Source organism: Bradyrhizobium sp. USDA 4473, assembly GCF_054063335.1.
This window is the reverse complement of record NZ_JBSSGE010000001.1, coordinates 6,956,112-6,969,542: the sequence shown is the minus strand read 5'-3', so window position 1 is coordinate 6,969,542 and position 13,431 is coordinate 6,956,112. Positions and strand designations below refer to the sequence as shown.

10 protein-coding genes and 1 pseudogene are annotated in these 13,431 nt (G+C 63.3%); 4 read left to right on the top strand and 7 right to left on the bottom strand.

Annotation, left to right across the window (positions count from 1 at the left end; translation table 11 throughout):
- Positions 1–20: 20 nt before the first annotated feature.
- Complete coding sequence (locus tag ACVW17_RS32880; RefSeq protein ID WP_456755742.1) at positions 21–692, bottom strand: hypothetical protein; 672 nt, start codon at positions 690–692, stop codon at positions 21–23.
- A 129-nt stretch (positions 693–821) separates the two neighbouring features.
- On the opposite strand from ACVW17_RS32880, the gene ACVW17_RS32875 reads away from it, so the two are divergent.
- Entirely contained in the window at positions 822–2,174 is a 1,353-nt protein-coding gene (locus ACVW17_RS32875; RefSeq protein ID WP_456798323.1) for a BNR-4 repeat-containing protein, read from the top strand.
- 10 nt (positions 2,175–2,184) lie between these two features.
- On the opposite strand, the pseudogene ACVW17_RS32870 reads toward ACVW17_RS32875, so the two are convergent.
- The 3 genes and pseudogenes from ACVW17_RS32870 to rfbA form a co-directional block, all read right to left on the bottom strand.
- A pseudogene (locus ACVW17_RS32870) lies at positions 2,185–2,322 on the bottom strand (UDP-glucose 6-dehydrogenase); the annotation flags it as partial.
- A gap of 14 nt (positions 2,323–2,336) precedes the next feature.
- Complete coding sequence (gene rfbB, locus ACVW17_RS32865) at positions 2,337–3,404, bottom strand: dTDP-glucose 4,6-dehydratase (RefSeq protein WP_456755740.1); 1,068 nt, start codon at positions 3,402–3,404, stop codon at positions 2,337–2,339.
- A complete protein-coding gene (rfbA, locus tag ACVW17_RS32860; protein ID WP_456798322.1) occupies positions 3,394–4,305 on the bottom strand; it encodes a glucose-1-phosphate thymidylyltransferase RfbA in 912 nt (303 codons plus the stop codon). The genes rfbB and rfbA overlap by 11 nt, the downstream gene beginning before the upstream one ends.
- Positions 4,306–4,416: 111 nt before the next feature.
- Between rfbA and rfbC the strand changes: the two genes are divergently transcribed.
- Positions 4,417–4,971 carry a dTDP-4-dehydrorhamnose 3,5-epimerase gene (rfbC, locus tag ACVW17_RS32855; protein WP_456798321.1) on the top strand — a complete coding sequence of 185 codons (555 nt, stop codon included), beginning with the start codon at positions 4,417–4,419 and terminating at the stop codon, positions 4,969–4,971.
- A gap of 2 nt (positions 4,972–4,973) precedes the next feature.
- Positions 4,974–5,885 (top strand): dTDP-4-dehydrorhamnose reductase, encoded by a 912-nt coding sequence (gene rfbD / locus ACVW17_RS32850; protein ID WP_456756581.1) that lies wholly within the window; start codon positions 4,974–4,976, stop codon positions 5,883–5,885.
- Between the two features lie 115 nt (positions 5,886–6,000).
- Here rfbD and ACVW17_RS32845 read toward each other — a convergent pair whose 3' ends face one another.
- Positions 6,001–7,308 carry a UDP-glucose dehydrogenase family protein gene (locus ACVW17_RS32845; RefSeq protein ID WP_456755737.1) on the bottom strand — a complete coding sequence of 436 codons (1,308 nt, stop codon included), beginning with the start codon at positions 7,306–7,308 and terminating at the stop codon, positions 6,001–6,003.
- A gap of 228 nt (positions 7,309–7,536) precedes the next feature.
- On the opposite strand from ACVW17_RS32845, the gene ACVW17_RS32840 reads away from it, so the two are divergent.
- Positions 7,537–9,885, top strand: coding sequence for a glycosyltransferase family 2 protein (locus ACVW17_RS32840; RefSeq protein WP_456798320.1), 2,349 nt, complete (start codon positions 7,537–7,539; stop codon positions 9,883–9,885).
- On the opposite strand, the gene ACVW17_RS32835 is transcribed toward ACVW17_RS32840, so the two are convergent.
- Together ACVW17_RS32835 and ACVW17_RS32830 are read right to left on the bottom strand one after the other, a co-directional pair.
- Positions 9,826–12,381, bottom strand: coding sequence for a glycosyltransferase (locus ACVW17_RS32835; protein WP_456798319.1), 2,556 nt, complete (start codon positions 12,379–12,381; stop codon positions 9,826–9,828). The two genes, ACVW17_RS32840 and ACVW17_RS32835, sit on opposite strands and share 60 nt — an antisense overlap.
- Positions 12,382–12,404: 23 nt before the next feature.
- A complete protein-coding gene (locus ACVW17_RS32830) occupies positions 12,405–13,355 on the bottom strand; it encodes a hypothetical protein (protein WP_456798318.1) in 951 nt (316 codons plus the stop codon).
- Between the last annotated feature and the right edge of the window lie 76 nt (positions 13,356–13,431).

Sequence of the window (13,431 nt, the reverse complement as noted above, 5' to 3'; positions counted from 1 at the left end):
CCCGGCGACCAGGGGAAGGATCAGCTGCGGCCTGCAATCTTTGTACGCAATCTTTTCGGAGGTGGATTGTTACCCAACCGAAAAATCAGCAGGCTATCGAGGACCTCGATTGAGGTCAGACGGTGCCGCATCTCGGATACGTTCGCCTTGTTTTGATTGATCCAGTCGGCGTTGTCGAACAGCTCGGATGTTCCGGCAGCGATAAACCATTCATGCAGGGTATCCAGTTTATCGACGAGAAAGTTCGACAACGCGGCCTTGCTTGGAGGCGGTTGCCAGTATGCTGCGTGGGTATCCTCGATGATGTAGGCGTGTCTTGTCGATCGTATCAGCGACTCGAATGAAGCGATTTGGTCGGAGACCAGGTGACTTCCGTCATCGATGACGATGTCGAAGCCGCCAAATTGTGCCGATAGATCGGAGAGGAAAGCCTGATCGCCCTGGTCGCCGATCACGACATGGATGTTGCCGCCTTCATGTTTCTTGCATTCCGGATTCTTATCGACTCCTACGATGACGCTATCCGGCGAAAAGTACTCACTCCAGAGGCGAAGAGATCCGCCGTGGTACACGCCGATCTCGAGCAACTTCACCGTTCGAGGAAGCTGGAGAAAGAGTTCGGAGTACTTGGCGATATAGTGTTCCCACTTGTCGAGGTCGGGCCGCGGGCGCTTGGAAAACAGCTCAGCCAACGTTGGTTGCCGATTGGCGATGTATCTTGAAAGCAGTCGACTTATTTTCATCAAGATCGAAGACTCCAACTGTTGATCGTTTGAGACTGCGCGGGCCGGCTATGTGTCGAGAGCAAGTAGGAGGGAACCTTGAAACGATCTGTTCGTCATCTCCGGGACGTCCTCGTCTTCATCGCACTCGCCTGCAATCTGGCCGGGGCGTCTGGCGCCGATGCTCCGGCCCCGGTGATCGTGCCAGTAGACAATGTCTGGACAGGTACCAACTCGCAATTTGCTAGCCTGACGGTCGGAGAGCAAGCGTTCATCGCCTACTACAACGCACAACGTGTGTTCAGTGTTGCACAGATCGACCTGGCGTCAGGATCGGTGCGCCGTAAGGAGCTTCAAGCCAGCACCCCGGGTTGGGACAGTCACGATGAGACGAAGCTGGCACTTGACGAGCAGGGGCACTTGCATGTGGTTTTCGTGAACCATGCCCATCCACTGGAGTATTTCCGCTCAACGTCCGCGCGTTCGATTGCTGACATATCTGCAGCGACCATGACCGGAAGGAACGAGGAGCACATAACTTATCCATCGTTCGAAAAGGCTGGAAAGAATCTGCTGTTGGTATTTCGCGACGGCGTAAGCGGCAACGGAGCGTGGTACGCCAACATTTGGAACGGCACGAGCTGGAAGCGGCTTTCCGAAACGCCTCTATTCTCGGATAGGGCTAAGGGTGGATCGGTAAGCGCCTATCCCACGGCATTCGTCAGAGGGCCGGACGGAGAGGTCAATGTCGCAATCGTGTGGCGGAAAACCCCTGATGTCGCGTCGAACTTCAGGATTACCTTCGCCAAGAGTCGTGATTTTGTTTCGTGGACCAAAGCGAATGGTGATCCGATCCTCGGTTCAGTCAATCCAAGGAATAGCGATCTCGTTGATGATCCGGGCGAGGGCCGAGGCTTAGTGAACAATGCCGAACTGAACGTGACCACGGACGGCACTCCGCTCATTGCCTACACAAAGTTCGATGAAGCCGGAAGAAACGGCGTGTATCTGGCTTATGAGAAGGAAGGCTGGAAAACTCTGAAACTGGCCGCGTCCAGTGCGCCGATCGAAATTGCCGGGAGAGGATCGCTTCTCCGCCTTCCAAGATTCTCTCAACCGGTCATCGCAAATGGAGTCGGCAGGGTTCACGTGACCTTTCCTGGTGAAGCCGCCGTGGACAAGACATTTGACGCCAGAAGTCTTGGGCTTGCCGATACAAAATCGAACGAGGCCCCCAAGTTCCAGTTTCCCGCGATTTCTACCGAAGGACTCTCCGAAGCAGTGACGCTTTCGTCGCTTGCGAAGCAATATGCTCCAAGCAAGTACAACGTTGTTTTTCGATGGGTCTCCCAAGGGCCACACTCGGACATTCCTCGGTCCTGCACCCGGCTTGAGCCAGAGGCTTGCAAGCCGAGGCCAGCACAGCTGCAGGCCTATATTTTCAAGCGATAAGAGGAAGCTCGACAGCGAAGCCTGCCGCGGGATTGGTCTCCCGTATGATGTGCTCGACGTCATCGCAGGTACCGACCGGCACGGTCGGTTCGCTGACGATGACGGCAAAGCCATTCAGATATGCGACGATCTCGCGGGCGGTTGCAAAGCCTATTCGCCGGACTACTGGTTCAGCCCGACGCGCTCAACCTTGTAGCCCCGCTCCAGGATCGCGCGCCACCAGGGTTGCTCGTCGACGTACCAACGCACGGTCTTGGCGATGCCGGTCTCGAAATTCTCCTCGGCGCGCCAGCCGAGCTCGGTTTCGAGCTTGGTGGCGTCGATGGCGTAGCGGCGGTCGTGGCCGGGACGATCGGCAACGAAGTTGATCAGCTGCCGTCGCGGGCCTGCAGCCGACGGCGCAACCTCGTCGAGCAGGTCGCAGATGCTTTCCACGACGTGCAGATTGGTGCGCTCGTTGCGGCCGCCGACATTGTAGGTCTCGCCGATCCTGCCACGCTCCAGCACGAGCGTCAGCGCCTTGGCGTGGTCCTCGACGAACAGCCAGTCGCGAATGTTCTGGCCGTCGCCATAGACCGGCAGCGGCTCGCCGGCGAGCCCCTTGATGATCATGTGCGGGATCAGCTTTTCCGGAAAGTGATAGGGGCCGTAATTGTTCGAGCAGTTGGTCACCAGGGTCGGCAGCTCGTAGGTCTCGCGCCAGGCGCGCACCAGATGATCCGACGATGCCTTGCTGGCCGAATAGGGCGAGTTCGGCGCATAGGCCGTGGTCTCGGTGAACAGCCCCTCATCGCCGAGCGTGCCGAACACCTCGTCGGTCGAGATGTGCAGGAAGCGGAACTGGTCGCGCTTCTCGGGCGAGAGCGTGCGCCAGTGGCGCAGCGTCTCCTGCAGGATCGTGAAGGTGCCGACGATGTTGGTCTGGATGAATTCGCCGGGGCCGTCGATCGAGCGGTCGACATGGCTTTCGGCGGCGAGATTCATCACCGCATCGGGCTGATATTTCTCGAACAGCCGTCGCAGGCTCTGCGCCTCGCAGATACAGGCCTTCTCGAAGCTGTAGTTCAGGCTTTCGGCCGAGCCGGGCAGCGAGTCCAGATTGGCCGCATAGGTCAGCTTGTCGATGTTGACGACCCGGGCATGGGTGTCGCGCAGTAGATGGCGGACCACGGCGGAGCCGATGAAGCCGGCGCCGCCGGTGACGAAGATCGTCGATCCCTTAAACCGCATGTTTGAAGACCTCGGCGGTGCGGGGTTGGCCCTGGAACGAGCGGTAGACCGACAGCAGATACTCGCCGTAGCTGCTCTTGGCGGTCTTCTGCGCCACCTTCGCGAAGGCCTCCAGCGAGATGTAGCCCTGGCGCAGCGCGATCTCCTCGGGGCAGGCGATGCGCAGGCCCTGGCGCTGCTCCAGGATCTGGACGAAATGGCTGGCCTCGACCAGCGAGGAGTGGGTGCCGGTGTCGAGCCAGGCAAAGCCGCGGCCGAGCACCTCGACATAGAGGTCGCCGCGCTCGAGATAGGCCTTGTTGACGTCGGTGATCTCGATCTCGCCGCGCGGCGACGGCTTGATGCCGGCTGCGATGTCGACCACGTCATTGTCGTAGAAGTAGAGGCCGGTGACGGCGACGTTGGATTTCGGCCGCTTCGGCTTCTCCTCGATCGACAGCGCCAGGCCGGTGTCGTCCAGCTCCACCACGCCATATTGCTCCGGCGCGTTGACGACGTAGCCGAACACGGTGGCGCCCTTCTTGCGGATCGAGGCGGCCGACAGCATGCTGGGCAGGCCGTGGCCGTAGAAAATGTTATCGCCTAACACAAGGGCGACGGAGTCGTCGCCGATGAAGTCGCGGCCGACGATGAAGGCGTCGGCGAGACCGCGCGGGGTCTCCTGCGTGGCGTAGGAGAACCTGATGCCGATCTCGTGGCCGTCGCCGAGCAGCCGCTGGAACAGCGGCTTGTCCTGCGGCGTCGAAATGATCAGAATGTCGCGAATTCCGCCCAGCATCAGCGTCGACAGCGGATAGTAGATCATCGGCTTGTCGAACACAGGCAGCAGCTGTTTGGAGACGACAGTGGTCACGGGGTAGAGGCGCGAGCCGGTTCCACCGGCGAGGATAATGCCCTTCATGGTCCCTCACAGTTTGACTATCAAAACATAACAGATAGCGTGCGCCGCACAAGTTTGTTATGAGTATCAAATTAACATTTCGGGCCTGCTCAAAACTGGAACCTGCGTTACATGAACGTCATCAAGACCGAGCTCCCAGAAGTCCTGATCGTCGAGCCGAAGCTGTTCGGCGACCAGCGCGGCTTCTTCCTCGAGACCTATCAGGCGCCCCGTTATGTCGAACACGGCATCACGCGACCCTTCGTGCAGGACAACATGTCCCGCTCGGCCTATGGCGTGCTGCGCGGGCTGCATCTGCAAAACCCGCTCACCCAGGGCAAGCTCGTGACCGTGCTGCGCGGCAAGGTGCTCGACGTCGCGGTCGACGTGCGTGTCGGCAGCCCGAATTTCGGCAAGCATGTCGCGGTCGAGCTGAGCGAGGAGAACCGCCGGCAGCTATGGGTGCCGCGCGGCTTCGCGCACGGCTTCGTGGTGCTCTCGGAAACCGCCGACTTCTTCTACAAATGCGACGATTTCTACAGCCCCAAGGACGAGCTCTCGATCCGCTGGAACGATCCGGCGATCGGGATCAAATGGGGCGTCGACAAGCCGCAGCTGTCGGCCAAGGATGCGGACGCGCCGCTGCTCGCCGATGCCAGCAACCTTCCGACCTACGGACAAATCTGATGATGCGGATCTTGTTGACGGGAACACGCGGGCAGGTTGGCAGTGCGCTGAAGCCGCTGCTGGAAAGTCACGGCACGATCCTCGCGCCGCCGACCGCGGAATTCGATCTGTCGAAACCGGATAATCTGACGGGCCAGCTCGAAAACCTGAAGCCCGATCTCATCATCAATCCGGCGGCCTATACGGCGGTCGATCGCGCCGAGGACGAGCGCGAGCAGGCGTTCCTGGTCAACGCCAGGGGGCCCGAGACGCTCGCCAGATGGGCCGCGGCGAACCATGTGCCGCTGGTGCATTTCTCCACCGACTACGTCTTCAACGGTTCGGGTGACAGGCCGTGGCGCGAGGATAGCCCGACCGAACCATTGTCCGTCTATGGTGCCAGCAAGCTCGCCGGCGACGTCGCGGTGCAGGCGGCGGGCGGTGCGCATCTGATCGTGCGCACCTCGTGGGTCTATGCCGCAAAAGGCACCAACTTCCTGCGCACGATCGCCCGGCTCGCCGGCGAGCGCAAGGAGTTGCGGATCGTGGCCGATCAGATCGGGGCGCCGACCTCGGCACAGGCGATCGCCAGCGCGGTGGCCGGCATCGTTCTGCCGAACCTCACCACGCTGCACGACCAGCTCGCGCGCAGGGGCGGCGTCGTCAACCTGGTTTGTGCCGGCGAAACCAGCTGGCACGGCTTTGCCAGCGCCATTGTCAGTGGGTTGAGGTCGCGTGGTGTCACGTTGGCCGTCGAGACCATCGCGCCGATTGCAACGGCGGATTTTCCGACCAAGGCGGTGCGTCCGGGCAATTCACGGCTGGATCTGACCCGGCTGAAGGCGCAGTTCGGCGTGGCGATGCCGACCTGGCAGGAAGCGCTCGCGCACGAGCTTGATGCCTATGTCCAGCTCGGCGCGCCCGCGCCCGCTTGATGCGTCTTCGAGGTTCGCGAACAAGCGCATCAAAAACCAAGGCCCCGGCTCAGATTTGATCTGAACCGGGGCTCGTTGAACCGAGCGGCGGCGATCGCCGCCGAGGTGCTACCGCTCAGCGCGGCCGGCCGATGCTGTCGTAGGTGAATCCGTGCGCGGCCATCTCGTCCGGACGGTAGATATTGCGCAGATCGACCACGACCGGACGCTTCATCTCCTGCTTGATCTGCTTCAGATCGAGTGCGCGGAACTGGCGCCATTCGGTGACGATGACAAGCGCATCGGCCTGGCGCGCGCACTCATAGGCATCCTTGCAGTACTCGATCTCGGGCAATTCCTTGCGCGCCTGCTCCATGCCGATCGGATCGTAGGCCCGAACCTTGGCGCCGAAATCGATCAGGCCGTTGATCAGCGGGATCGAGGGCGCCTCGCGCATGTCGTCGGTATCGGGCTTGAAGGTCAGGCCGAGCACGCCGATCGTCTTGCCGCGCAGCTCGCCGCCGAGCACGTTGGCGACCTTGCGCGCCATCGCCCGCTTGCGGTTGTCGTTCGCGGTCAGCGTGGCTTCGACGATTTTCAGCTGGACGTCGTGGTCGAGCGCCGTCTTGAACAGCGCGCGGGTGTCCTTCGGGAAGCACGAGCCGCCATAGCCCGCGCCGGCATGCAGGAACTTGGTGCCGATCCGGTTGTCGAGCCCGATGCCGCGCGCGACCTCCTGCACGTTCGCACCGACCCTCTCGGAGAGATCGGCGATCTCGTTGATGAAAGTGATCTTGGTGGCAAGGAACGCATTTGCGGCGTATTTGATCAATTCAGCGGTGCGCCGCGCGGTATAGAGGATCGGCGCCTGGTTCAAATAGAGCGGGCGATAGACTTCGCCCATCACCCGCTTGGCCCGATCGTCCTCGGTGCCGACGACGATCCGGTCGGGATGGCGAAAATCCTGGATTGCCGCGCCTTCGCGGAGGAACTCGGGATTCGACGCAACGGCGAAATCGGCGTCGGGATTGGTCTCGCGGATCAGGCGCTCGACCTCGTCGCCGGTGCCGACAGGCACGGTCGACTTCGTCACCACCACGGTGAACTTCTTGAGCGCCGCGCCGATCTCCTTGGCGGCAGCATAGACGTAGCTCAGGTCGGCATGGCCGTCGCCGCGCCGCGATGGCGTTCCGACCGCGATGAACACGGCGTCGGCATCGGCGACGGCGCCGGTGAGCTCCGTCGTGAAGGTCAGCCGTCCGGCGGCGGCGTTGGTTTCGACGAGCTTGTCGAGGTCGGTTTCGTAGATCGGGATCTTGCCGCGCTTCAGGGCTTCGATCTTGCCGGCGTCCTTATCGACGCACACGACCTGATGGCCGAAATCGGCAAAACACGCTCCGGACACGAGACCTACATATCCCGTCCCAACCATTGCAATCTTCATCAATCCGCTCGTCGATCAGTGTGGAGAGGAGGAGTTAGCACTAGCACAATTGGCGCCGACAACGCCAAGTTTTATAACGTATAGTTTGTGTTGGAGCTCGGCGGCTTTTTGTGCAAACGGTGATCGCCTCAGTGCAGGTGAGTGCTCGCTAGTCACCTTTGGGCGCGCCATGGACACATTCTCAACTTGAAATCGACCGACAATCGAGCCGCCGTTTGAGGGGTGGACATGAGCACGAAGACGATTGGCAAGCACAGGCCCTCGGGAGCTGATTACGCGTCGTTGCAAACGCAGTTCACCAGATACGATCGAACGACGTTTTCCGGGTTTGTCTATGACCGCGCCGATCTCGGCCGACGCTACACCGTCGAACTGCTGGTCGACGGCGAGCCATACATGTCATCATTGTGTGACGAGTTTGTAACAGAGCTTGCCGAGGCCGGTATAGGCGACGGGCGCTTTGGTTTTACATTCAATGTGCAGGATCAGGTCGGCGCGAACGCTGGGATCGTCGAGGCCAGATTGGCCAACATCGGTAGTCCTGTCGGCGCTCCGATTCGCTGCGATGTCGCGGCACCGCAAGCCCAGTGGCATCGGATCGCCGACATCGAATGGGTCGGAGGCTTGCGCTTCGAGGGCTGGCTGTCCCGCGACATCGACGAAGATATCGAGATCCTGATCGCGCAGCGGCCGGTGATGACGGTGAAGCCGACCGGCTGGACCAACGTTGCGCGGGGAAGCGAGTTCGGCGTCGGCCGCCGGATCGATTTTCATCTGCCCGAGCATTTTGCCGACGGTCGCATGCGCGGCCTGTCGGCGCGGACGGTTTCCGGACGCAGCCTGATCTCGGAGCCGATTCCCTTTGTCGCTTTCGAACGCGGATTGGAGCAGACGCTTGCGGATCTCGGGCGCTGGGACAGCGAGCGGCTGCGCGGAGAACTGTTCGACCGCGTGCTGCCGGCCTCGATGCCGCTTCACGCCTATCGCAGCTGGAAGGAGCGCTTCGCACCGGCGGCGCAATCGGAGCAATCCGACGTTCCGTCCGAGGCCGCGGTCGTCCTGATCGGCGAGAACAGGGTGGATGAAAGCATTGAGAGCCTCGAAGCCCAGGGGCATTCGGCCTGGTCGGCGGTGTGCCTGCCGGCGCAGGCCTTCAGTCGGTTCGATCGGAAAGCGGCCCGCGACTTCGTCGATGGTGATGCCGCCAACAGCGAGTTCTTGGTCTTTTGCCTGAGCGGGACGATCCTCGCGGAGAATGCCTTGCAGCGCTTCGCCGCTGTGTTCGCGGCCGAGCCCGGCTGCGATCTCGCCTATGGCGACGTCGAGGTCGCTGCGGGCGCCGGTGCGGTCTGGCCGCTGGCGTTTTCGGCGTTCGATCTCGAACGCGCGCTCGAGCAGGGCTATGGCGCGTACTGTTTTGCGGTGCGCCGCCAACATGCCATCGAAGCGCTGCGAGCGGCGACGTCGCTCTACGACATCTTTCTGTCCTGCGCGGAGCCTGGCCGAACCTATCATCTTCCTGGATCGATTGCGGCACTGCCGCCGATCGATGCGTCGGCCGCAACCGGCGAACTGGCCGCCGCAAGCAAGGCCTGCTTGGCCAGGGCCGGCATCGAGGCGAGTGTCGAGCCGCGCAAGGCGGGGCTGCTTCCTGCCGTTCAGGTCAAGCGCACCGTCGATTGGAGCGAGCGCACCACCATCGTCATCCCGACCAGAAATCGCGCCGAACTGCTCAAGCGATGCATCGAGACGGTCACGCCGGCCGCGAATGAGACCAACGCCCGCATCCTTGTCGTCGATAACAGCTCGACGGAGCCTGAAACGCTCGACTATCTGGAGAGCCTATCCGAGGAGGACATCGACGTTATCTCCGTCGAGGGCCCGTTCAACTTCGCAGCCATCAGCAACGCCGCGATCGACTGTGTCGACGCAGAGAACATCTGCTTGCTCAACAACGATATCGAGGCGCTCGACGACGGCTGGCTGGCGGAGCTGCTGTGGCGGCTCGCCGCTCCCGATGTCGGGGCCGTCGGTGCAAAGCTGCTCTGGCCGAGCAGCGTCGTGCAGCATGGCGGGGTGGTACTGGGGACCAATTTCGCGGCCACGCACGCCTTCAATGACCGGATGGATGGTGATCCCGGCTACGGCGATCTGCTCCAGGTGGCGCACGAATGCTCGGCGGTGACGGCCGCGTGCCTCTTGATGCGCAAACGCGATTTCGTGGCCGTCGGCGGCATGGACGAGACCCGTTTCCCGATCAGCTTCAACGACGTCGATCTGTGCCTGAAGCTGCGCCAGCTCGGCAAGCGGATCGTGTTCACGCCGGATGCGAAACTCGTTCATCTGGAATCGGCAAGCCGGGGCCGCGATTCCGCACCGGATCGCAAGGCACGCTTCAAGCGCGAGCTGTCGATGCTGCGCGCGAAGTGGGGCGAGGTGCTGCTCGACGATCCCTACTACAGTCCGTTGCTTGGGCTCGACTCGACGCCGTTCTCCTCGCTGGCATGGCCGCCGCGATCATGGAAGCCGCGCGCCAACCTGCCGCCTGTGCCGGCCGCGCCTCCGGTCGGGATGTAGCCGGGCATCCCCGCTCACCCAGCCGAGCACGGAGGCAATTGTTTGATCGGCATCAAGGCCCGGCGGCAGCTTCAGGTCGGTTTCCCGGCCACGTCCCGCTGCTGTCGGTCTCCATTCCGTCGCGGCGGCCGGCAGCCCGGTTGCCCTGAGCGCATCCAGCAGCGGATGCCCAAAGGCGGGCTCGCCGATGTCGAGCACCAGTTTCGTGATGCCGTGACCCTCGACGAGCGTCGCGATGTCGTCGACGGCGACGTCGCCGGTGACCAGGACATCGCTCCGCTGCATCAGCTTGAGATCGTCGAGCGTGGTCCCGAGCACGATGATCTCGAGGTCTTCACCGGCATCGGCGATTTGATCGCTCAACGCCCTGATGAAGCGAAACTCCGCCGCGCTGGCGCGCAGGACAAGCAGACCGAGACGCACAGGGCCGCTCACGGCGTGATGCCGCGTCGGCGGCGCAGGCGGGTCGTCCAGCCGGGTCGCTTGCAAGCCGAGCACCGTATCCGAAAAGGCGGCCCCGTCCTCTCCGATCGCGGTCACGCGTTGAGCGCCGGCGATCAGGCTGCTCCAGTCCGGGTGAACGCCCGATCCGAGTGCTGTGCGCAGTGCGAGGGCGGTGTCGGTGATCAGGACGTCGTAGGGGAAGCGTTGCGTGAGCTGGGCCAGGCATGCGGCGGGGATGCGGTTCGGCTCCGCAATCTCGATCGCGCGGATTTTGAGGTCGGTGAGCAGCGTCAGCAAGGCCTCACGGCCTTCAGGCGTTGCAACGTCGAGTGCGATCGACTGCGGTGCTACGCCATCCGGATCGAAAATGGTCGCCAGCTGGCGCGATCCCTCGGTTCGGGTCTGCACGACCAGCGCGCGCTGGTCGTCCGCCGCGAGTTGCCCGCATCGCCTGATGGCGATCTCGCGGCCAATCGCGGAACCGCAGAGGATGACGCACGGGCCGGCAGCGTGCGGTTCGCTCGCGAGCAGCTTGAGCTCCAGTGCCGCGCGGCAATCGCGGAGCGGATCGGCGAGCAGGAACGCGGCGCACTCCGTCGCATAGCGCCGGTAGCGCTGCTCGAGAACCCGCAGATTGCGCAGCACCAGCGAACGCTTCTCGCCGAGAAACGAGCGCGAGCCCTCGTGCCCGACAAATACCGACGGGATACACACGTTGCGGAGGCCGGCTTCTGCCGCGCGCAGGCAGAAGTCGACGTCTTCGAGATAGCCGCGATAGAAGTCGTCGGAGAGCTCACGCACGGCGTCGAGGCATTCGCGGGTGATGTAGAGGCAGAACCCGATGCCGTTGGGGATGTCGATCGCCTTCCCGGAATTTGCCGCGCCGGCGAGGTCGTCGAGCAGCGCTATCTCGTCCGGCGAGGGCAGGGGATTTGACCGGTTCGGGACCGGGAAGCTGGTGAATTCGCCGTTGTTCGACAGCGGCGTCGCCGTGCCCACGCGCGGTGTCGATTGCACCGCGCTGCGCAGCCGTTGCAGCGCGTATTTCGGCACGATGGTGTCCGAGTTCAGCAGCACGACGTCGCCGGCATCGGTTTCGCCGAGTGCCCGGTTGACCGCGCCGACGAAGCCGAGATTCTGCTCATTGATCAGCAGATGGATACGCGACCCGGCAGCCAGCTCGGCGAGCAGGCGCTTGATGTCGCGTTCGGGCGAGGCATCGTCCACCACGACGATGGTCGCGCCCGGCGTGCAGGCGGCGGCAGTCAATGCGCTCTCGATGCAGGCGCGCGTCGCGGCCAAATCCCGGTACACCGGGATGATGATGGTGAGTGGAGGCGTTTCACCGTCTCGCGCGCGCTCGGCCCGTGGCGGCGCGTTGCGGCGGTCCGGCGCGCGATTGGCCGGGAGTTGAACGCTTGCAATGATCCGGCCGGCTTGCGCGATCTCGAGCCGTTGCGAGGTCGCCGATGGCGGGCGGATCAGGCGAAAGCTCGCGGCGTGCCGCCCATCGCGTGCGAATCTGTGGCGGGGATCGGAGGGAAGCTGCACGGCACTGGATTGGTCCGCCTGCGCCAGTGAAAGCTGTGGGTCGTCAGACCCTCGCCACGTCACCCATCCCTTCACCTCTTCATCCAGGAAGTCGATACGGGCGCAGCTGTCCTGACCGTCCTGTTCGAGCAGCACGAGGGCGCTCCTCACCGAATCCGGATCGTCGTCGCGCCGTGCGATGCTGCGTGCGGCCTCGATCCGCTGCGGGCCGTCACCCCACGCCATCATGCGCCGTGCGGCAACCAGATCGTCCGGTTCGAGTTCGATCGCCCTGGCAACGCTGGCGACGGCATCATCCCTCAGATCAAGGCGGGACAGCGCCTCTGCGCGCAGCAGGTGGGCGCGGGCACCCGGATGCGGCATGATCCGGCAGCGGCGGTCGGCGAGCGCGAATGCCAGCCGGAAGTTGCGCGCCTCCAGCGCCGCGACCGCGGCCCGCTCGAGATCGACGTGATGGAGCGTTCTGGACGTAAAGGCGATCTTGCGCGCGTCGGCGGTCAAATGTCGCCCTTACCTGCCGGATGTCAGCCCGCGGTCTTCACGGCGCCCTGCCGGCTCCGGAACACGCGCACGCGGCCCTCGAGACGCGGTCCGTCCTGGCGCGGCGCCGGGTCGATCGGTTCGACGCGCCTCGGCTGCTGCGGCGCAAGCGGCGCGGCCTGCACGCGACGTTCTTCAAGGTTGAGCTTGAAGCCCACCAGGGGTTCCCGTCCCGACGGGCCCGACACCACAATCCGGTTCCCGGTCGCGCGCAGGGCTGGAGCGCCCAGGAAGATGGTCTCGGCCGAGATGATATAGCGATCCACGCTGGGCCCTGCGGCCTCCAGCGAGAACCCGGTGATGGCCAGTGCGCGGCCGCGGGTTCCAGCGAAGGTTCCGAGCGGAACGAACTGGTTGTCGCCGCGCTGCGGCCGGGCGAATTTGACCGCATATTGCAGGCTAAGATCACGCGGCTTGTTCGGCCATTCGAGCGAGATGCCCTCGATCCGGGCGGGAGCGGACGGTCCGGCGATCCAGGTGTTCGGGCCGACGGTCACATCACCGAGGCCGGCGACATGGGCGAGCAGCCGGAGGTCGCCCTGCCCACCGGCGCCAGCCTGAGGCGCGAATTCGGGCTCGAACTCGGGCTCAAAGGCGTCAAACGGCTGGCTGGCCGGCTGCGCAGCCTGCTGCTGGCCCTGGGTCAGCGGCTCGATCTTGATGTTGGCGGCGGTCGACCCGCCGATGCGCCCCGCAGTGACCTCGACGATCAGGCGGCTCGGGCGGGCGACCGACACGACCAGCGCGCTTTCGGGCGCAAACAGGGTTCCATTGACGGCGTCGGGCCCGGAAATGATACTACAATTGTTAAGGCTGGCGCGGTCCGCGTATACGCGCACCACTGGAGGCGACATCTTATCATCTGCGCCGTTATACCGAACCAGGAAGAGGCCCCGTGCCAGATCAATGGTTTTCTGCTGAATCTGTTCGTTCATCGTCGCCTGCGAGCCTAACGGGATGGATTGATATGTTGCCCGCGCAGTGTGCACTAAAAATCTGTGTGATAGAAGA